The organism is Nonomuraea sp. K271, assembly GCF_009908215.1.
GTDB classification, from domain to species: Bacteria; Actinomycetota; Actinomycetes; order Streptosporangiales; family Streptosporangiaceae; genus Nonomuraea; species Nonomuraea longispora.
In genome coordinates, this window is sequence record NZ_JAAAHR010000008.1 from 29068 (window position 1) to 49623 (window position 20556).

Sequence of the window (20556 nt, forward strand, 5' to 3'; positions counted from 1 at the left end):
GTCAGCCGGCGCGCACGGTCATCGCATGCTCGACAAGCGTGATGAGGGTGCGCTTCACCGCCGGGCGCGCCCGCGCGTCCGTGCGCACGATCGGCACGTGCGGCGAGAGGGTGAGCGCCTCGCGTACCTCGCTCTCGCGGTGCGGGAACTCGCCGTTCCAGCCATTCAGGCCGACCACGAACGGGATCCGCGACTCCTCGAAGTAGTCGACGGCGGGGAAACTGTCGGCCAGACGGCGCGAGTCGACCAGCACCACGGCGCCGATGGCCCCGCGCACGAGGTCGTCCCACATGAACCAGAAGCGGTACTGGCCGGGCGTGCCGAACAGGTAGAGGATCAGGTCACCGGCCAGGGAGAGCCGCCCGAAGTCCATGGCGACGGTGGTGGTGGTCTTGCCCGGCGTGTGGCCGAGGTCGTCGATGCCCGCCGACGCGTCCGTCATGACCGCCTCGGTGGTCAGCGGCAGGATTTCGGACACGGAGCCCACGAAGGTGGTCTTGCCCACGCCGAACCCGCCCGCTACGACGATCTTCGTCGAGGTGAGCCGGTCAGAGCCTGCGAAGTCCACTCAACACCCTTTCAAGCAGTTTCTGGTCGGGGAGGCCGGCGTTCAGCTGCGGCTGGTACACCCTGACGAGCCCGTCCGCCTCCATGTCGGCGACCAGCACCCGCGCCACCCCGAGCGGGACGCCCAGCAGCGCCGAGATCTCCGCCACGGACCTCACCTGCCGGCACAGCTCGCTGATCGCCCGGTATTCGCGGGTGTAGGTCATGCCGAGCTGGGCCGAGGTCGCCGACGACACCAGGGCCTCCATGGCCAGCTGGGTGCGCGGAGCGGTCCTGCCGCCGGTGACGGCGTACATGCGGACGAGCGAGCTGCGCTCGGGCTCACCGTTATCCCACGATGCCACGATTGACTCCCATCACCACGGACGTGCGGCGGACAGCTCCGCCCGTACGGCGGGCGTGAGCACCTGGCCCGCGCGCTCCACCAGGATCGTCATCTGGTAGGCGACCAGCCCCATGTCGCAGTCGGGGGCGGCCAGCACAGCCAGGCAGGAACCGTCGCTGATCGACATCACGAGCAGCAGCCCGCGCTCCATCTCGACGAGGGTCTGGGTGACGCCTCCGCCCTCGAACACCCGCGCCGACCCGTGCGTCAGGCTCACCAGGCCCGCCGCGATGGCGGCGAGCTGGTCGGCGCGGTCCTTGGGGAAGCCCCGCGAATAGGCCATCGGCAGCCCGTCGGCGGAGACGACCACGGCGTGCGCGACGCCGGGCACCTCTTCGACGAAGCCGGTGACCAGCCAGTTGATGTCCCTGGCGGCCTGGCTAAGCTCCTTCATGAGTCCTCCTCGAGCTCGGCACGGCCCTTGCGCACGCCCTGCTGGTAACTGGCCAGCCTGGAACGCAGCCGATCAGGGGACAGCGGTGGAGCGGGAGCTGGAGCGGGCGCCGGATTTGCGGCACCCGGTACCAGATTCGCCTTCGGCGTCCTTTTCGGCAAGCCCGAGTTCGTGGTGCCGCCCTGGGCAGGCTCCGAGGTCGCGCCCGCGGCCTGCCATCCCTGGTCGGCGGGTGAGCTCCAGGAGTCCTCGCGGTGGTCGGCGGTGGGCGCCGCCTTGCTGAACCAGCTGCTCCCCTCGACGGCGGTGTAGATGGGCAGGAACTCCTCCTGCGACGGCCCCGGCAGGTCGGGCGGCGTCCCGGCCGCACGGGTGCGCGGCGCGTCCAGGCCGGCCGGCGGGCCGAACCACGACGACGGCTCGGCCGCCATGGGAGCGTCGTCGAACGAGGGATGCCCCGGCGGAGGTCCGGTCAGGAAGGCGGGCGACGGGGTGTGAACGGGCGCCGCGTACGACTCGGCGGTCCCGAAGGACGACGTGTGCACCTGCGCCTGCCTGGGCACCTGGACCCGGCCCGGCGCGGGCACGGCGCTCGGCACCTCGGTGAGCAACATCGGCGGGATCAGCACCATGGCGGTCAGGCCGCCGATGTCCTGCGCCCGCAGCTGCACCCTGACGGTGTGCCGCAACGCCAGCCGGCCCACCACGAACAGGCCCATGCGGCGCGACACCGACACGTCCACGACCGGCGGGTTGGCCAGTCGCCAGTTGGCCTCGGCCAGCTCGTCGGCGTTCATGCCGATCCCCCGGTCGGTGACCGACAACATCAGGCTGCCCTCGTCGATGCGGCTGCTGGAGATGATGACCTTGGTGTCCCTGGAGGAGAAGGAGACGGCGTTCTCGACCAGCTCCGCGAGCAGGTGCACCACGTCGGTGACGGCCTGGCCCGCGATCGCGACGTCCGACTCGACCTGGACGCCGACCCGGTCGTAGCTCTCCACCTCGCCCAGCGCCGCCCGTACGATGTCCATCAGCTCGACCGGCTCGCTCCACTTGCGCGCGGCCTCCTGACCGGCCAGGACGAGCAGGTTCTCGCTGTTGCGGCGCATGCGGGTGGCCAGGTGGTCGAGCTTGAACAGGTCGCCGAGCCGGGCGTCGTCGCGCTCGCCGCGCTCCAGCCGCTCGATCAGCGTGAGCTGCCGCTCGACCAGTGTCTGGCTGCGCCTGGACAGGTTGACGAACATGGCGTTGACGTTGGAGCGCAGCCGCGCCTCGTCGCCCGCCAGCCGTACGGCCTCGCGGTGCACCTCGTCGAACGCGCGCGCGACCTCGCCCACCTCGTCCTTGGAGAAGATGCCGATGGGCGGTACCTCGGCGTTGACCGCTCCGTCGCGCGACTCGCGCAGGTGCTGCACGAAGTCGGGCAGCCGCCGGCCCGCGATCTCCAGCGCCTCGCCGCGGAGGCGGCGCAGGGGGCGTACGAGCGACCTGGCCACGCCGGTGGTGATCAGCAGCACGGCGACCAGCAGCGCGAGCACCGCGCCCGCGGTCACGAACGCCTTGCTCCGCTCGTCCGCGCTGAGCGCCTCGCTGCGTGCCACGATCCCCTGGGCCTGGCGCCGCTCGACCGTGCGCATGGAGTCGACGACCACGGCGGCGCCGTCGTGCCACTCCTTGGCGTCGTCGCGCCTGGCCTGGTCGAGCCCGCGCAGTGGCAGCTCGTTGGTGGCCCTGATCAGCACCAGCTCGCGCAGGAACAGCATGCGGTCGGCGGATCTGCCGTTGACGGTCTCGTCGAAGAAGCGGCGTTCCTCGGCGGTGGCCTCCTCGGCGAAGCCCTTGCGCTCGTTGGCCTCCTTGGACTGCTCACCGAGGAATCTCTTGAGCTGGTCAGGGTCGAACGCGCCCTCCACCAGCACGATCGTGACCAGCGCCTGCTGGTAGGAGACGCTCTCCTTGGCCCTGGCGAGACCGTCGAGCATGCGGGTCTGGCGGAACAACTCGTCGTCGACGCTGCCCTTGATCAGCTCGTTGTGCACGGACAGCAGGTCGGCGATCACCGTCGTGTAGAGCTCGACGGCAGGGCCGGGCAGCAGGTTGGCGTCGAGGGCCTGCGCGCGCAGGGCGTTCAGGTCGTTCAGGCGGGTGAGCAGGGTCTCGATCTGGTCCGCGGTGCGGCCGGTCGCGTCGCCCAGCACGGACTGCGCGAGGCCGCGTACCTCTTTGACGGACTGGTCGACCTGGCCCATCTGGGTGCGTACGGCGTTCAGCTCGTCCGCGGGCCGGTCGCGCGCGATGTACCACGCCGTTCTGGCCCGTTCGGCGGACACCTGGTGGGTGAGCTCGCCGAGCTCCGCCGACATCCGGGCGAACAGGTTCGTACGGGCGTAGTCGGTGGCGGCGGAGGTCGAGGCGAGCACCTGGACACCGCCCAGCAGTACGGCGGCGGCCGTCGGGATGAGGATGAGCGCGACCAGACGCGCACGCACGCGCCAGTTGCGCAGCCGCCAGCCGCTCTTGCCGGCCTGCCTCTCGCCCAGCTCTGTACTCACCGAACGCACCTCGCCCGAATCGGCGTATATGAGGGGGCATGCACCCCGGGGGATATCAGCAAGTGCGGGTAATTGGAACACATCCCATACAGGACGGCCAATCGAACTTAACGCGACAAAAGTCGAGTCGTGTGACACATGAGGATAGAACTTTGGATCCCACGCGGGAAGCACCCTGGGCGGGAAAGTAACCCACATCTAGATAGATGTCCGCCAATGAGTGGTTAGTACGTTTCAGCACATAACACGGAAGCCGCACCGTGATCTCTGGAGTGTCACAGCGTTGAGAATGGCGCTAATCACCACATATGTTGAGCGACGTCAATACGAGGAGGCGAGTGTGGGCGATTCTCACAGCGCGGCCATCACCGTCGAAGGCCTTTGGAAGATCTTCGGGCCCAAGGCGCAGAAAGTGCTGGACAGCGAGGACAGACATCTCGACCCCGCCGCGCTGCGAGAGAAGACCGGCTGCACCGCCGCCGTCAGGGACGTCGGTTTCGAAGTGCGCCCCGGCGAGGTCTTCGTGGTCATGGGGCTGTCCGGCAGCGGCAAGTCGACACTCGTACGCTGCCTCACGCGGCTCATCGAACCCAGCGCGGGCGAGATCAGGATCGGCGGCGAGGACATCGGCCGCGCCTCGCCCGCCCGGCTCCGCGAGATCCGGCGGCACCAGGTCAGCATGGTCTTCCAGCACTTCGGCCTGCTGCCGCACCGCAAGGTGATCGACAACGTCGCGTACGGGCTGGAGATCCAGGGCACCCCCAGGGCCGCCAGGCACGAGCGGGCCGCGGAGATCCTCACCTTGGTCGGCCTCGACGGCCACGCCGACGCCTACCCCGACCAGCTCTCCGGCGGCATGCAGCAGCGGGTCGGGCTGGCCCGCGCACTGGCCGTGGACCCGCAGGTGATGTTGTTCGACGAGCCGTTCAGTGCGCTCGACCCGCTGATCAGGCGCGACATGCAGGCCGAGGTCATCCGCCTGCACCGGGAGGTCGGCAAGACGATGGTGTTCATCACGCACGACCTGTCGGAGGCGCTCAAGCTGGGCGAGCGGATCGCGATCATGCGTGCGGGCTCGATCGTGCAGCTCGGCACCGCGGAGGAGCTGGTGGGCGCGCCCGCCGACGACTACGTGGCCGACTTCGTGCGCGACGTGCCGAGAAGCCACGTGCTGACGCTGCGCTGGCTCTGCCGGCCGCCCGAGCCCGGCGAGTCGCTGGACGGGCCGGAGCTGCCGGTCTCCACGGTCATCAAGGACGCCATCGCCGCCTCCTCCGCCTCCGCCCGGCCGATCAGGGTCGTGGACGGCGGCGAGCTGGCGGGCGTCGTGGACCGGGTCGACCTGCTGTCGTTCCTGTCGGGTCTGGAGCGCCCCGTGCGAGCGGGCGCATGAGCAGCGCCACGGCCGTCGGCACGCCCTCCCGTCTCGGCCTGCCGAGATGGGCGGCGCCGGCGGGGGCGGCGGTGGTGTTCGCGGCGGCGTACCTGGTCTTCCGCGACACGGCGACGCTGCCGCACAGCAGGGAGGCGGCGCCGTTCCTGGCCGTCACCGAGCTGCGCGAGTGGATCGACGACAACAGGAACGACAACCCGCTCTTCCTGTACTTCCTCAACTACATCAGGCTCTTCGTCGGCGGGCTCTTCGACGCCTTCCACACCGTCCTGTACGCGCTCGGCTGGCCCGGCATCACCGGCGCCATGGGCGCGCTCGGCTGGCTGGCCGGCGGCCGGTGGATCGCGGCGCTGGCGGTGGGCGGCGTGAGCGCGTTCGGCCTGCTCGGCCTCTGGGAGTCGAGCGTCGACACGCTGGCCCTGGTCGCGGTCGCGGTGCTGCTGTCGCTGGCCGTCGGCATCCCGCTGGGCGTGTGGGCGGGACTCTCCGGCCGGGTGCGCAGGGCACTGACGCCGGTTCTCGACGTCATGCAGATCATGCCGACGTTCGCGTATCTGGCGCCGCTCGCACTGTTCTTCCACATCGGCGCGCCCGCCGGCGCCATCGCGACGATGATCTACGCGATCCCGCCCGCCATCCGCATCACCGCCCTGGCCGTCTCGGGGGTCTCCCCCACGGCGGTCGAGGCGTCCGCCTCGCTGGGCGCCACGGGCCGGCAGACGTTGTTCAAGGTCTACCTGCCGCTGGCCAGGTCCACGATGGCGCTGGCGGTCAACCAGACGATCATGATGGCGCTGTCCATGGTCGTCATCGCGAACCTGATCTCGGCCCCTGGGCTGGGCGGCGACATCATCCGCGGCCTGTCGCGGGCGCAGGTCGGCATCATGCTCCCGGCGGGCGTGGCCGTGGTGATCATGGCGGTGATGCTCGACCGGATGACGATGGCGCTCGCCCGCCGGGACGCGCACGCCACCACCTCCCGGCTCGACCTCGCCGGGGCGGGGCTGCTGGCGGTGGCCGGGCTCGCGCTCATCCCCGTGCTGCCGCGCGTCTGGCCGGAGAACCTGACCGTCAACGTCGTGGCGCAGGTGAACGACGCCGTCCGCTGGGCCGAGACGAACTGGTACCCGGTGACGACGTTCATCAAGGACGCCACCACCCGGGTGCTGCTCAACCCGCTGGAGTCACTGCTCACCTCGGCCCCCTGGTGGCTGGTGGCGCTCGCCGTGCTGGCGGCCGCCTGGCGGGTGAGCGGGCTGCGTCCCGCGCTGACGGCTCTGGCCTGCCTGCTCGCCATCGCGCTGCTCGGCCTGTGGGAGCACAGCATGATGACGATGAGCACCGTGGCCGTCGCGGTGCTCGCCACGCTGGCCATCGGCCTGCTGCTCGGGGTGGCCGCGGCCCGCTCGCCGCGCTTCTCGGCCGTGCAGCGACCCGTGCTCGACGCCGCGCAGACCATGCCCGCGTTCGTCTACCTGCTGCCGGCGCTGGCGCTCTTCGGCACCACCAGGTTCACCGCGATCTTCGCCTCCGTCATCTTCGCCGTCCCGCCGGTCGTACGCCTGGTCGAGGACGGCATCAGGGCCGTGCCCGCCACGGTCGTCGAGGCCGCCGCCTCGGCCGGCTCGACCCCGCGCCAGCTGCTGTGGAAGGTGCAGTTGCCGATGGCCAGGAGGGCCATCCTGCTCGCGGCCAACCAGGGCATCGTGATGACGCTGGCCATGGTCGTCATCGGCGGCCTGGTCGGGGCGGGCGCGCTCGGCTACGACGTGGTCCTCGGCTTCTCCCAGCGGACCGACTTCGGCATGGGCTTCGTGGCGGGCATCGCCACGGTGCTCCTCGGAGTCATGCTCGACCGCATCACGCAGGGCGCCGACAGGCGCTCTTCCCCCCGAAAAAGGAAGTTCACATGAAGATTCGCCTGCTCGCAGGCCTTCTCGCCCTAGGGCTCACCGCGATGGGCTGCGGCGGAGCCACGGTCGACACCTCGACCGGCTCGGCCGCTCCCGACGCCGGCGCCAGTGCCTCCGGCACCACCGCCGGCACGGTGAAGATCGCCATCAACCCGTGGGTCGGGTACGAGGCCAGCGCCAACGTCGTGGCGTACCTGTTGAAGAACGAGCTCGGCTACGAGGTCGAGCTGCCCGAGATCAAGGAGCAACTGGCCTGGGAGGGCTTCGAGACCGGCGACGTCGACGTCATCATCGAGAACTGGGGGCACCCCGATCTGAAGAAACAGTTCATCGAGGAGAAGAAGGTCGCCGTCGAGGCGGGCTCCACCGGTAACAAGGGCGTCATCGGCTGGTACATCCCCAAGTGGATGGCCGACGAGCACCCCGGCATCACCGACTGGAAGAACCTCAACAAGTACGCCGAGCTGTTCGAGACCTCCGAGTCGGGCGACAAGGGCCAGCTGCTGTTCGGCGACCCGTCGTACGTCAGCAACGAGGCCGCGTTGATCAAGAACCTCAAGCTCGACTACAAGATCGTCACCGGCGGCAGCGAGGCGGCCCTGATCAAGGGCGCCCAGCAGGCGCAGGCGCAGAAGAAGCCGCTGCTGTTCTACTTCTGGGACCCGCACTGGCTGTTCAGCCAGACCGAGCTGGTCCGGGTCAACCTGCCTCCCTACACCGAGGGTTGCGACGCCGACCCGAAGAAGGTGGCCTGCGACTACCCGGAGATGGACCTCGACAAGATCGTCAGCAAGAGGTTCGCCGACACCGGCGGCAAGGCGTACGAGCTGATCAAGAACTTCACCTGGACCAACGAGGACCAGAACGCCGTCGCCGACGACATGACCAACAACGGCATGACCGGCGAGGAGGCCGCCAAGAAGTGGATCGAGGCCAATCCCGCCAAGTGGCAGGCGTGGATCCCCAAGTAGCCCCTCGATGACCCGGGCCCCCGCACGCGGGGCCCGGGCACGGAGACCTCTCATGCGAATGAAGACGCTCGTCGGGCCGCTGGTCGCGGCCCTGCTCCTGGCGGCCTGCTCCAGCGAGGAGCCCGACTCGGCCACCGTGTCCAAGGGCACGGTCAACATCGACGTCCACGCCTGGGTGGGGTACGAGGCCCAGGCGGCCGTGCTGGCGTACCTGCTCGAACACGAGCTGGGATACACGGTGAAGACGCGCAAGGCGGCGGAGGAGCAATCCTGGCGCGACTTCGCATCCGGCAAGGTGGACGTGATCGTCGAGAACTGGGGACACAACGATCTGAAGAAAGAGTTCATCGAGGAGAAGAAGGTCGCCCTGTCGGCCGGGCTCACGGGGAACAAGGGAGTGATCGGCTGGTACGTCCCCGAATGGATGGCCAAAAAATACCCCGACATTACGGACTACCGAAACCTCAATAAGTACGCGCGCCTCTTCCGAACGGAGAAGACGGGAAATGCCGGACAGATCCTGGACGGTGATCCCTCGTTCGTCACCAACGACGAAGCACTCGTCAAGAACCTCAACCTCGATTACAAGGTCGTCTACTCGGGCAGCGAAGAGGAACTGATCAAGGCGGCCCAGTCCGCGACGAGGAATCGGACGCCCTTGCTCATGTATTTCTACGAACCGCAATGGCTGTTCACCAAGGTGAAACTCGTCAAGGTCGCGCTGCCCGCGTACGCGGTGGGCTGCGACGAGGTCCCGGCCAAGGTCGCCTGCGACTATCCGCCCTATCTGCTCGACAAGATCGTCAGCCGGCGGTTCGCGGAGACCGGCGGGCGGGCGTACGAGCTGGTCCGCAACTTCAACTGGACCAACGACGACCAGAACACCGTGGCCAGTGACATGATCAACGAGAGGCTGACCGCCGAGCAGGCGGCCGAGCGGTGGGTCGCCGAGAACAAGATCGTGTGGAAGGACTGGATACCCCGTTGAGGTACGACTACGTCATCGTGGGAGGCGGCAGCGCGGGCTGCGCCCTGGCCAACCGGCTCAGCGCCGACCCCTCGACGTCCGTGCTGGTGCTGGAGGCCGGCAGGCCCGACTACCTGTGGGACGTGTTCATCCACATGCCCGCCGCGCTGATGTTCCCGATCGGCAGCCGCTTCTACGACTGGAAGTACGAGTCCGAGCCCGAGCCGCACATGAACGGCCGCCGTGTCTACCACGCCCGCGGCAAGGTGCTGGGCGGCTCCAGCAGCATCAACGGCATGATCTTCCAGCGCGGCAACCCGCTCGACTACGAACGATGGGCAGCCGATCCCGGCATGGAGCGTTGGGACCACGCGCACTGCCTGCCCTACTTCAAACGCATGGAGACCTGCCTGGCCGAGCCCGACACCGACTTCCGCGGCGGCGACGGCCCCCTCAAGCTCGAACGCGGCCCGGCCCGAGGACCCCTCTTCGAGGCCTTCTTCGAGGCCGTGCAGCAGGCCGGCCATCCGCTCACCGACGACGTGAACGGCTACCGCCAGGAGGGCTTCGCCGCCTTCGACCGCAACGTGCACCGCGGCCGCCGGCTCAGCGCCGCCCGCGCCTACCTGCACCCCGTACGCCGCCGGCGCAATCTCACGGTCAGGACCCGCGCCTTCGTGGCGCGGGTGCTCTTCGACGGCACCAGGGCCGTCGGCGTGCGCTGCGACGGCGAACGCATCGAGGCGGGCGAGGTCATCCTGAGCTCCGGCGCCGTCAACACCCCGCAACTCCTGCAACTGTCAGGCGTCGGCCCGCGCGCCCTTCTGGAGCCCCTGGGCGTGCCGATGGTGCACGACCTGCCCGGCGTGGGCGAGAACCTGCAGGACCACCTGGAGGTGTACGTCCAGCACGGCTGCAGGCAGCCGGTCTCGCAGCAGCCGTCGCTTGCCAGGTGGCGCAGGCCCCTCATCGGCGCCGACTGGCTCTTCCGCAGGAGCGGCCCGGGGGCCACCAACCACTTCGAGGCCGGCGGCTTCATCCGCTCCAACGACGACGTGGCCTACCCCAACCTGATGTTCCACTTCCTGCCGATCGCGGTGCGCTACGACGGCTCCGCCCCGGCCGGCGGCCACGGCTACCAGGTGCACATCGGCCCGATGTACTCCGACGCCAGGGGCTCGGTGCGGATCACGTCGGCCGACCCCCGAGCCAAGCCCGCGCTGCGCTTCAACTACCTCTCCACCGACCAGGACCGCCGCGAGTGGGTGGAGGCCGTCAGGCACACCAGGACCATCCTGTCCCAGCCCGCCTGGGCCGACCTCGACGCCGGCGAACTGTCCCCCGGCCCCGCCGTGCAGAGCGACGAGGACATCCTCGACTGGGTGGCCAGGGACGCCGAGACCGCGCTCCACCCCTCCTGCACCTGCAAGATGGGCACTGACGAGACGGCGGTGGTGGACCCGGAAACGATGCGCGTGCACGGCCTCGACGGGCTGCGCGTGGTGGACGCCTCGGCGATGCCGTACGTCACCAACGGCAACATCTACGCCCCGGTCATGATGCTCGCCGAGAAGGCGGCCGACCTCATCCTCGGCAACACCCCGTTACCTCCGGATCCCGTGGAGTTCTACCGCCACCCGCGGCCGCCGGATTAGGGCTATCTGCCCCACAACGCACTGATCGGCAGCGCCGTCAGCCGATCGCCGAAAGAGAGCGACCGTCTTCCCGTGTACAGCACGAACCCGTGGACGAACTGCTCCCCCAGCGAGTCTCTGAGCTGGAGCAAGCCCTTGACCGACAACGACTGCCGTACGGTGTACCGTACGATGGTGACCGTCGAGTACTCGGGCAAGGGCGACCCGGCGCGCAGCCTGGCGCTGCTCTGGCGCACCGGCGAGCGGGCCAGCCGCAAGGGCAAGCCGGAGCTGAGCGTCGACCGCATCGTGCGCGCCGCCATCGAGGTGGCCGACGCGGAGGGCCTGCAGGCGCTGTCCATGCGCCGCGTGGCCGAGCGGCTGGGCGTCGGGACGATGTCGCTCTACACGTACGTGCCCGGCAAACCGGAACTGTTCGACGTCATACTGGACACCGTCTACGGCGAGACCTCCAGGCCGGAGGACGTGCCCGGCGGCTGGCGGGGCCGGCTGGAGCAGATCGCCAGGGAGAACTGGGCCCTCTACCTGCGCCACCCGTGGCTGCTGCAGGTGGCGACGAGCCGCCCGGTGCTCGGCCCGAACGTCACCGCGAAGTACGACTACGAACTGCGCGCGATCGACGGGATCGGGCTGACGGACGTGGAGATGGACTCGGTGATCACCCTGATCACCGGTTTCGTGCACGGCACGGCCCGCGGGGCGGTGGAGGCGGCGCAGGCCGAGACCCGGACGGGCATGACCGACGAACAGTGGTGGGCCGCGCACTCGCCCTTCCTCGGCAGGATCGCCGACGTCGACCGCTATCCCACGGCGACCCGGGTGGGGCAGGCGGTGGGTGAGGAGCTCAACGCCGCCTACAGCGCCGAGCACGCCTTCGAGTTCGGCCTCCAGCGTGTGCTCGACGGCATCGAGGCGCTGGTGAACAGCCGGGCCGCCGAGGGCGGTCAGGCGCCGGACAACGCCCGCTCGTAGGCCGGCAGCGTGCCTGCAGCGGCTTGGCCCGTCCCACCATCCGGGGCAGCAGCAGCAACGTCATGATCCCCGCGGCCTGGTCGCCGAGCTGGTCGAGGACCTGAGGACGGCCTCCGGAGCCGCCGCGCTCGACCGCTTCGCCGGCGAGCTCAAGTCGCACTTCGCCTACGAGGAGGAGCAGCTCGTGCCGGTGCTCGAACTCGCTCGTCGACGTGCCGTGGAGCCCGCGGGAGCGCTAGCGCACGGGCGCGGAGCGCAGCCGTACGACGTGCTCGACCAGCGAGATCAGCGTCGACTTGACCGACTCGCGGTTGCGGGCGTCGGTGCGTACGATCGGCACCTGCGGCGACAGCGCCAGCGCCTCCCTGACCTCCTGGTCGGAGTGCGGAAACTGGCCCTCCCAGCCGTTGATGCCGATCACGAACGGCAGCTTGGCCTCTTCGAAGTAGTCGATGGCCGGGAAGCTGTCGGCCAGGCGGCGGGTGTCGAGCAGCACCACGGCGCCGATCGCGCCACGCACCAGGTCGTCCCACATGAACCAGAACCGATGCTGCCCCGGCGTGCCGAACAGGTAGAGGATCAGGTCACGGTCCAGCGACAGACGGCCGAAGTCCATCGCCACGGTCGTGGTCTGCTTGTTGGGCGTCATACCGAGGTCGTCGATGCCGGCGGACGCGTCGGTCATCACCGCTTCCGTGGTGAGCGGGAGGATCTCGGACACCGCCCCCACGAACGTCGTCTTGCCGACGCCGAAGCCTCCCGCGACGACGATCTTGGTCGACGTGAGGCCGGGGCTAGAGCCTGCGTAGTCCACTGAGCACCCTTTCGAGCATGTTGAGGTCTGGCTGTCCCTCGGTGAGGTGTGGCTGGTGCAGGCGGACAAGCCCTTCATCGGACATGTCCGCCACGAGCACCCTGGCGACACCCAGGGGGACGCGGAGCAGGGCCGAGATCTCGGCGACCGACCGGAACGTCCTGCACAACTGCATGATGGCCTCCTGCTCCGGGGTGAGCAGGGCCATCTCGTCGTCCGCGATCGACATGGACGAGATCAACGTCTCCATCGCGAGGTGATAGCGGGGCTCGGATCGTCCGCCGGTCACCGCGTAAGGGCGGAACAGGGGCTCGTCGTCCCCGGCCCCGTCAACGCCGTACACGACCCTCTCCCATCAGTTCGTCACCGCGTCCTGGCCGCCTGAAGCTCCGCGCGCAGGGCCGGCGTGAGCGCCTGTCCCGCCCGGTCCACCAGCAGCGTCATCTGGTACGCCACGAGCCCCATGTCGCAGTCGGGCGCGGCCAGCACCGTGAGCACGGAACCGTCGCTGATCGCCATGACCAGGAGCAGTCCACGCTGCATCTCGACGACGGTCTGCGTCACAGACCCGCCCTCGAAGACCCTGGACGCGCCCACCGTCAGGCTCAGCAGGCCGGCGGAGACCGCGGCGAGCTGGTCGGCCCTGTCGGGTGGAAAGCCCTCCGACGCCGCCAGGCACAGGCCGTCGGCCGAGACGACGACAGCGTGCGCCACACCTGGCGTGTTGCGGACGAAGTCGGTGATCAGCCAGTCGAAGCGATGTGCCTCATGGCTCAGGGTTGTCACGCACCCTCCCCAGCGGGACGCTTACTCACTCTTGTTCCTCCTGTCCACGAACTTCCTGGCGGGCCCGTCGCATCCCCTGCTGAAAACCGGCCATCCGGCTGCGCATCCGGTCTGCGGAGACCGGGGGCGCGGGCGCCTGCCGTCGCGGCTGCTGTTGCTGCGGTGCCGCCGGGCCGGCCGCCGTGCCGGGAACCAGATTCGCCTTGGGAGTGCGTTTCGGAAGCCCGGCGGCGGTGATGCCACCGAGACTCGGCTCGCTCGCGGCGGCCGCCGCCTGCCAGCCGGCATCGGCGGCGGTTCGCCACGCTTCCTCACCAGAGCGTACGGCCTGCGCCGGCGTGGCATCGCCGCCGCCCTCCGCCTGCGCCGCCTGATCCTCCGGCGGTCTGCGGAACCACGCCGACTCCACCGACGCGAAGATCGGCAGGAAGTCCTCCTGCTCCGCAGGCGACACCCCGGCCGAGGGGGCCGGGTCGGGCCTGCGCACGTCGTTCGTGGGGTACGACTGGGACGGCGGCGTCTGGAACGCGCCATTTCCTGATCGCGCGGAGCCCTGGCTCGGGTACGACGGGAAGGTCCCGGAGTCGAACGAGGCCGGGTGCCTGCGGTAGGAACCGCCGTCGGTGTCGGCGGTGAAGCCGTTGACGCCCGCCCTGCCGGGGTCGGAAGGGTGCGAACCGAACGCCGGCCCGGGCGTCCCCGGCGCGCTGTCGTACGTGCCCGGGCCGCCGTGCCTGGGCGCTCCACCGAGCCGGCCGGCGGTGCCGGGGCGGGGGGCGCCCGGGTCGAAGGAGTCGAAGCTGCCGAACGACCGGAACGTCCCGTTCGAGGCGGGCTGACCGGCCTGGCCGGGCACACTTACCTGGCCCGGCACACCCACCTGGCCCGGCACACCCACCTGGCCCGGCACGCCCGCCTGACCCGGCACGGTCCCGCCGCCGAACGCCGGGCGCTGCGGCAGCGGCTGCTGCGCGCCGTCGGCGATCAGCGCGGGCGGCAGCAGCACCATGGCGATCAGCCCCGACCCCTCGCCCTTCCTGAGCTGCACCCTGATGCCGTGGCGCAGCGCCAGCCGGCCGACCACGAACAAGCCCATGCGCCGGGACACCGACACGTCCACGACCGGGGGCTCGGCCAGGCGGCGGTTGGCCTCGGCCAGCTCGTCCTCGGTCATGCTGATGCCGGTGTCGGTCACCGACACCAGCGCGCCGCCGCCCTCGATGAGGCTGCTGGTGACCGTGACCTGGGAGTTGTTCGGGCTGAACTGGATGGCGTTCTCGACCAGCTCGGCGACCAGGTGGACCAGGTCGTTGGCGGCGCTGCCGACCACCGAGGTGGCCCGGTGCACCTTGACCTGGACACGCTCGTAGCCTTCGACCTCCGACAGCGCGGCGCGTACGACGTCGACCAGCTTGGCCGGCTGGCTGCGCCGGCGGGTGGCCTCGTGGCCGGCGAGGACCAGCAGGTTCTCGGAGTTGCGGCGCATGCGGGTGGCCAGGTGGTCGAGCTTGAACAGGTCGGCCAGCCGGGCGCCGTCCTGCTCGCCCTTCTCCAGGCCGTCGATCAGCGAGATCTGCCGCTCGACCAGCGTCTGGGTGCGGCGCGAGAGGTTGACGAACATCGAGCTGATGTTGCTGCGCAGCTCGGCCTCCTCGCCCGCCAGCCGCACGGCCTGCCGGTGCACCTGGTCGAAGGCCCTGGCCACCTCGCCGATCTCGTCGTTGCCCTCGACCTCGATGGGGCGTACCTCGCCGGCGGAGCCCTCGCCGCTGACGCGCAGCCGCCGGACCACGTCGGGCAGCCGGAAGCCGGCGATCTCCAGCGCCTCGGTGCGCAGACGGCGCAGCGGGCCGACCATGGAGCGGGCGATGGCCACGGTGAGGAGCAGGACGAGCAGCAGCAGCGCCACGATGAGCACTCCCGCGATGACCGCGTTGCGGATCTCCGCGCTGCGCAGTTCCTGGCTGCGCAGGCCTACCTTGCCGGCCAGGTCCTCCTCGATGCCGTGGAGCACGTCGATGGTGGTCGTGTTCTGCTTGAACCACTGCTCGCGGTCGCCCGTGGCGGAGATCAGGTTCTCGGTGATCCGCGCCCCCGGCGACCGGCCGCTGACCAGTGTGATCGCGCGCGCCTTGGTGAGCTGGACGTTGACGTACTCCTCGGTGCCGGTCAGCCGCCTGGACAACGTGAGCCCGACGTCGGGGCCGGCCTCCGCGCCGACGGCGGCGATGTCGCTCTGCTGGCGGGCGTTGGAGGCGATGAACGCCTCGACCTCGTCGGCGCCCACCCGCTGGGTGTTGTAGGACGCCTGGAGCAGCTGGACGCGCTGCCGGGAGACCTCCTCCTTGGCCGAGGCGAGGGCGCTGAGCGCGCGGAACTGCCCGATGATCTGCGAGTCGTCCGAGAGCAGGCTCAGCTCGTCGTGCAGCCTGAGGAGGGTGTCGGTGAGGAAGTCGTAGCGTACGGTGTCGGTCCGGCCCTCCTCCCGGATCTGGGCCAGCCGGCTCAGGTCGTATTTCGCCTGGTCGGCGGCCTTGACGATGCGAGGGCCGTAAGACGCGTCCATCGTGGCGAGGTCGGAGCGCACGGTCTTGACCAGGGTGTCGACGGCGGCCTTGCGCTGCTCCAGCGGGGCGGCGAGCTTCTTGCGCACGGCGCGGCTCGCGCCCGCCCAGCCGGCGGTGTCACGCTCCAGCCCGATCGCCTGCACGAGGTCGCGAAGGCGCCCGGCCTGCTCGGCGCCGATGGCCGTGCGGTCGTAGACGCCGATGCTCTGCACCGACTCGACCACCCGCGCTCCCCCGAGCACGACGCCGGCGATGGTGGGCACCAGGATGAGCGCGGTGAGCCGCCACCGCACGCGCCAGTTACGCAAGCCGAAGCGTGGCAGTGACCGCCGTTCGCGGTCCCGCTGCGCGGCTGGGCCGCCGCCGGAGTTCCCCGTAGTCACTGCTTCCGCTACCCCTCAATCGTCCCCTCAGTCAACGAGCCCTCAAGTCGTCCACAAGGTATCCACAGCATCCGACTTACCAGGCATTTCGGACACCATTGTTACAAAGGTGTCCGCCAGTCGTGTGCTGTTGGTTATCTCAGTGCGGCAAGCACCTGATCGCGGACTTGGACCCTCTGCGCGTCGTCGCGGAGGGGGCGACCGGCGCGATCCACAACGTAGAAAACGTCCACCGCCTCCGCGCCGAGAGTCTCCACGCGAGCGGCCCTCACGTCAAGACCGCACTCACCGAACGCCCGTCCGATGCGCCACAGCAGCCCCGGCCTGTCATGAGCCCTGACTTCCACCACGGTGGCGGTCGCCGAGGCGTCGTCCACCAACGTCACGCGGGGTGGAGCGACGGGCACACGAGGCGGCCTCATCGACCGCGTACGGCGGGCCAGCCGCTGCTCGATGTCAAGACGCCCAGCAAGGACGAGACGGAGATCCGCCTCCAGCGTCGCGGGGTCGGGCGGCGAGCCGTACTCGGGGATGACGGAGAACTCGATCACGGCCGTGGACCCCGCGGAGGCGGCCGAGGCGGAGCGTACGACGAGCCGGTGCGCCGCCAGCACGCCCGCGGCGCTCCACAGCAACCCCATCCGGTCGGGGGCGACGACCGTGACCGCTCCCCCGTGGACGCGGACGGCCCCGCCGCCGTGCCGGGCGAGCGACGCCTGCTCGGACGAGAGCACGGGCGGCCTCGGCGGAGGCGAACCGGCCAGCACCGACCTGACACGGCGTACGAGGTCGGCGACGAGCCCCGCCTTCCAGGCGTTCCACGCGGCCGGGCCGGTCGCGTGACCGTCGGCCACCGCCAGGGCGGCCAGCAGGTCGAGCACCTCCCGCGTGCCGACCGTCGCCGCGACCTTCTCGATCGTGACGGGATCGTCGAGGTCCCTGCGGGTGGCGGTCTCCGGCAGCAGCAGGTGGTGGCGGACGACGGTCGCGAGGATCTCCACGTCGGCCGGGGGCAGGCCGATGCGCGTGGCGATGTCGCGGACCACGACCTCGCCCGTCGCCGAGTGGTCGCCGGGCCAGCCCTTGCCGATGTCGTGCAGCAGCGCCCCGATCAGCAGCAGGTCGGGGCGGGCGACCTCGCGGGTGTGGCCGGCGGCGTTCGCGGCGGCTTCGATCAGGTGCCGGTCGACCGTGAACCGGTGGATCGGATTGCGCTGGGGACGGTGGCGTACGCGCTCCCAGTCAGGAAGCAGCTTGACAAGGATGCCCGCCTGGTCGAGCTCCTCCCACACGGGCACGGCGGCGCGGCCCGCGCCGAGGATCGACACCAGCGCGTCGCGCGCCTCCTCGGGCCACGGCACCGGCATCGGCGGCGACTGAGCAGCCAGAACGGAGACCGTGGCGGGCGCGAGGGGCAGCCCCGAGTCGGCCGCCGCGGCGGCGGCCCGCAGCACCAGCACGGGATCCCGGCGCGGGTCGACCCCCCTGGCGAGCACGACCTCGCCGCCGTGTTCGACCACGCCGTCCGCCAGCGGGCGGCGGCCCCGGGGAGCGGGGCCTGACAGGACCCTGTCAACGGTGCGCCAGGTGGTGTCGAACGCGTGGGAGACCGTACGGCCCGCCTCGGCGAGCCTGCGCATCAGCGCCTCGGCGTCGAGCAGCCCGAGCAGCCCCGCCACCGCGTCCTGCTCCTGCAGCACCAGCCGGTCGGTGCCGCGGCCGGTGACGACGTGCAGCGCGTGCCGCACGTCGAGGATGAGCTCGTACGCCTCCCGCGCCCTGGGGCCGGGCGCCGAGGCGACCCAGGCGGCGGCCACCGCCTGCATGGCCTGGACGTCGCGGAGCCCGCCGCGGCCGTCCCTCAGGTCGGGTTCGAGCAGGAAGGCCAGCTCGCCGCTGGCGCGGGCCCGCTGGTCCGCGGCGGCGCGCAACTCGCCGAGCCGGCGCCGGGAGTCGGCCCGCCACTCGGCGAGCACCGCCTCCCTGGCCTTGCGGGTCAGCTCGGGATCGCCCGCCACGTGCCTGGCCTGGATGAGGCCGAGCACGGCCTTCAGGTCCTGCCGCGCGACGGCCACCGCTTCCTCGACCGTGCGCACGGAATGGTCGAGGTTGACCGCCGAGTCCCAGATCGGATACCAGATCCGGTCGGCGATCCTGGCGACGTCGGCCCGCCCGTTGTGCAGCAGGACGAGGTCGAGGTCGCTGCCGGGGGCCAGCTCGCCCCTGCCCAGGCTCCCGACGGCGACCAGAGAGGCGTGCTCGCCGCCGCCGGCCGTACGGAAGAGATCCTTGAGCCAGCGGTCGGTGTCCGCGGCCCGCTCCTTGCGCGCCGCGGCGTACGAACGGGCCTCGCCCCTCACTCCTGTGCCCCCTTGCCGAGCTCCGCCCGGACCCCGTCGTCCGGGCGTCGCCTGGGTTCCATCACAGGGCCTCCGGGCCCCTCTCTCCCGTGCGGACGCGGACGACGGTGTCCACGGGCACGGACCAGACCTTGCCGTCGCCGATCTTGCCGGTGTGCGCGGCCTTGACGATGACGTCGATCACGTCCTCGGTGTCGTCCTCTTCGGCGAGGACCTCGATCCTGACCTTCGGCACCAGGTCGACCTGGTACTCGGCGCCGCGGTAGACCTCGGTGTGGCCGCGCTGCCGGCCGTAGCCGCTCGCCTCGCTGACCGTCATGCCCTTGATGCCGAACTGCTCGAGCGCCGCCTTGACGTCATCCAGCTTGAAGGGCTTGACGATCGCCGTGATGAGCCTCATGCGTCCACCTTCTTCGTGACAGGAGCGGTGACGGGGCCGTTGGACGAGCTCACGCCGGAGGCGTGAACGGTGCCGAGGTCGTAGCCCGTCTCGGCGTGGGTGGTGATGTCGACGCCGGTGACCTCGTCCTCGGAGGAGATGCGGAAGCCGAGGGTCTTGTGGATGATCGTGCCGATGATCCACGTGATGACGAAGGAGTAGGCGCCGACCGCGACCGGGCCGAGCACCTGCAGGCCGAGCTGCCCGAAGCCGCCTCCGTAGAACAGGCCCTCGCTCTGCTGGTCCGTGGCGGGGTAGGCGGCCAGGAAGCCGAGGGCGACGGCGCCGACCACGCCGCCCACCAGGTGCACGCCGACCACGTCGAGCGAGTCGTCGTAGCCGAGCCGGTACTTCAGGCCGACGGCGTAGGCGCAGGCCGCGCCGGCCAGCAGGCCGATCACCATCGCGGCCCAGGGGTCGACGAAACCACAGGCCGGGGTGATGGCGACCAGACCGGCGACCGCGCCGGAGGCGGCGCCCAGGCTGGTGGCGTGCCCGTCGCGCAGCTTCTCCACGAGGAGCCAGGCGCCTACGGCGACCGCGGTGGCGACCTGCGTGTTGATGAAGGCCAGACCGGTGATGCCGTCCACGGCGAGCTCGGAGCCGGCGTTGAAGCCGAACCAGCCGAACCACAGCAGGGCCGCGCCGAGCAGCACCAGCGTCAGGTTGTGCGGCCGCATCGGCTCCTTGCGCCAGCCCTGCCGCCTGCCGAGCACCAGGGCGAGCGCGAGCGCCGCCGCTCCTGCGTTGATGTGCACGACGGTGCCGCCGGCGAAGTCCTCGATGCCCATGGTGTTGAGCCAGCCGGTGCCCCACACCCAGTGCGCGACCGGGAAGTAGACGACCGTGGCCCAGATGACGGTGAAGAGCACCCACGCCCCGAACTTCGCCCGATCCGCGATCGCGCCGCTGATCAGCGCGACCGTGATGATCGCGAAGGTCATCTGGAACATGGAGAAGACGAGGCTCGGCATGCCGGTGCCGTCGTCCGCGGTGGCGGTGTCGACCAGACCCTGCAGGCCCAGGGCGTCGAAACCGCCGACGAAGGTGTTGAGGGCCGAGCTGGGGTTGTCGGTGAAGGCCAGCGAGTGCCCGAAGAGCATCCAGGTGATGGTGACGGTGACGATGGCGCCGAACGACATCATCATCATGTTCAGGACGCTCTTGGCCCTGGTCATGCCTCCGTAAAAGAACGCGAGGCCCGGAGTCATCAACAGCACCAGTGCGGCGGCCGTGAGCATCCAGGCAGTCGTGCCGCTATCGATCTCCACGACGCGACCCTCCTTACATGTGACGTGTGGCCACAGCGTGTTCGGCTGGGGTTTCGTGGCTCGACCAGGTGTGTTTCACATTCGTGAATCTCGCCGTACGGGTGTTTCGGGCGAGTTTCGGCCTTTTCACAGCAACGGTTACGGCACGGCACTAATGAGGCGTGGAA

17 protein-coding genes are annotated in these 20556 nt (G+C 70.2%); 6 read left to right on the forward strand and 11 right to left on the reverse strand.

What is annotated here, in order from left to right:
* Position 1: 1 nt before the first annotated feature.
* Genes GUY59_RS04305 through GUY59_RS04320 form a run of 4 tightly spaced genes read right to left on the reverse strand, consistent with a single transcriptional unit; the run spans position 2 to position 3898 of the window.
* On the reverse strand, positions 2 to 568 hold the full coding sequence (locus tag GUY59_RS04305; RefSeq protein ID WP_132330762.1) for a GTP-binding protein: 567 nt from the start codon (positions 566 to 568) through the stop codon (positions 2 to 4).
* Positions 549 to 863: a DUF742 domain-containing protein gene (locus GUY59_RS04310; RefSeq protein ID WP_201760498.1), complete on the reverse strand. Its 315-nt coding sequence runs from the start codon at positions 861 to 863 to the stop codon at positions 549 to 551. The genes GUY59_RS04305 and GUY59_RS04310 overlap by 20 nt, the downstream gene beginning before the upstream one ends.
* Before the next feature lie 60 nt (positions 864 to 923).
* Positions 924 to 1346 (reverse strand): roadblock/LC7 domain-containing protein, encoded by a 423-nt coding sequence (locus GUY59_RS04315; RefSeq protein WP_132330759.1) that lies wholly within the window; start codon positions 1344 to 1346, stop codon positions 924 to 926.
* A complete protein-coding gene (locus GUY59_RS04320; protein WP_138199043.1) occupies positions 1343 to 3898 on the reverse strand; it encodes a sensor histidine kinase in 2556 nt (851 codons plus the stop codon). Before GUY59_RS04320 ends, GUY59_RS04315 begins: the two co-directional genes overlap by 4 nt.
* A gap of 289 nt (positions 3899 to 4187) precedes the next feature.
* Between GUY59_RS04320 and GUY59_RS04325 the strand changes: the two genes are divergently transcribed.
* The 6 genes from GUY59_RS04325 to GUY59_RS04350 all read left to right on the forward strand — a co-directional run bounded on the left by GUY59_RS04325 (position 4188) and on the right by GUY59_RS04350 (position 11769).
* Positions 4188 to 5291, forward strand: coding sequence for a quaternary amine ABC transporter ATP-binding protein (locus GUY59_RS04325; protein ID WP_138199042.1), 1104 nt, complete (start codon positions 4188 to 4190; stop codon positions 5289 to 5291).
* On the forward strand, positions 5288 to 7204 hold the full coding sequence (locus tag GUY59_RS04330) for an ABC transporter permease (RefSeq protein WP_138199041.1): 1917 nt from the start codon (positions 5288 to 5290) through the stop codon (positions 7202 to 7204). Before GUY59_RS04325 ends, GUY59_RS04330 begins: the two co-directional genes overlap by 4 nt.
* Positions 7201 to 8175: an ABC transporter substrate-binding protein gene (locus GUY59_RS04335; RefSeq protein ID WP_138199040.1), complete on the forward strand. Its 975-nt coding sequence runs from the start codon at positions 7201 to 7203 to the stop codon at positions 8173 to 8175. Before GUY59_RS04330 ends, GUY59_RS04335 begins: the two co-directional genes overlap by 4 nt.
* 52 nt (positions 8176 to 8227) lie before the next feature.
* Entirely contained in the window at positions 8228 to 9163 is a 936-nt protein-coding gene (locus tag GUY59_RS04340) for an ABC transporter substrate-binding protein (RefSeq protein WP_138199039.1), read from the forward strand.
* Positions 9139 to 10797: a choline dehydrogenase gene (gene betA / locus GUY59_RS04345; RefSeq protein WP_252374815.1), complete on the forward strand. Its 1659-nt coding sequence runs from the start codon at positions 9139 to 9141 to the stop codon at positions 10795 to 10797. Before GUY59_RS04340 ends, betA begins: the two co-directional genes overlap by 25 nt.
* A gap of 174 nt (positions 10798 to 10971) precedes the next feature.
* Positions 10972 to 11769 carry a TetR/AcrR family transcriptional regulator gene (locus tag GUY59_RS04350; protein ID WP_212746133.1) on the forward strand — a complete coding sequence of 266 codons (798 nt, stop codon included), beginning with the start codon at positions 10972 to 10974 and terminating at the stop codon, positions 11767 to 11769.
* A gap of 235 nt (positions 11770 to 12004) precedes the next feature.
* Here the strand turns inward: GUY59_RS04350 and GUY59_RS04355 are convergent, their stop codons facing one another.
* The 7 genes from GUY59_RS04355 to GUY59_RS04385 form a co-directional block, all read right to left on the reverse strand.
* Positions 12005 to 12583 (reverse strand): GTP-binding protein, encoded by a 579-nt coding sequence (locus GUY59_RS04355; protein WP_132330747.1) that lies wholly within the window; start codon positions 12581 to 12583, stop codon positions 12005 to 12007.
* Complete coding sequence (locus GUY59_RS04360) at positions 12564 to 12926, reverse strand: DUF742 domain-containing protein (protein WP_132330745.1); 363 nt, start codon at positions 12924 to 12926, stop codon at positions 12564 to 12566. The genes GUY59_RS04355 and GUY59_RS04360 overlap by 20 nt, the downstream gene beginning before the upstream one ends.
* A gap of 20 nt (positions 12927 to 12946) precedes the next feature.
* Complete coding sequence (locus tag GUY59_RS04365) at positions 12947 to 13369, reverse strand: roadblock/LC7 domain-containing protein (RefSeq protein ID WP_132330743.1); 423 nt, start codon at positions 13367 to 13369, stop codon at positions 12947 to 12949.
* Between the two features lie 25 nt (positions 13370 to 13394).
* Entirely contained in the window at positions 13395 to 16244 is a 2850-nt protein-coding gene (locus GUY59_RS04370) for a sensor histidine kinase (RefSeq protein ID WP_161714396.1), read from the reverse strand.
* A 209-nt stretch (positions 16245 to 16453) separates the two neighbouring features.
* Complete coding sequence (locus GUY59_RS04375; protein WP_138199037.1) at positions 16454 to 18679, reverse strand: [protein-PII] uridylyltransferase; 2226 nt, start codon at positions 18677 to 18679, stop codon at positions 16454 to 16456.
* Between the two features lie 61 nt (positions 18680 to 18740).
* On the reverse strand, positions 18741 to 19079 hold the full coding sequence (locus GUY59_RS04380; protein ID WP_132330737.1) for a P-II family nitrogen regulator: 339 nt from the start codon (positions 19077 to 19079) through the stop codon (positions 18741 to 18743).
* The gene (locus tag GUY59_RS04385) at positions 19076 to 20389 is read right to left on the reverse strand and encodes an ammonium transporter (protein ID WP_252374814.1); all 1314 of its coding nucleotides are present in this window, start codon (positions 20387 to 20389) and stop codon (positions 19076 to 19078) included. Before GUY59_RS04385 ends, GUY59_RS04380 begins: the two co-directional genes overlap by 4 nt.
* Positions 20390 to 20556: the final 167 nt, after the last annotated feature.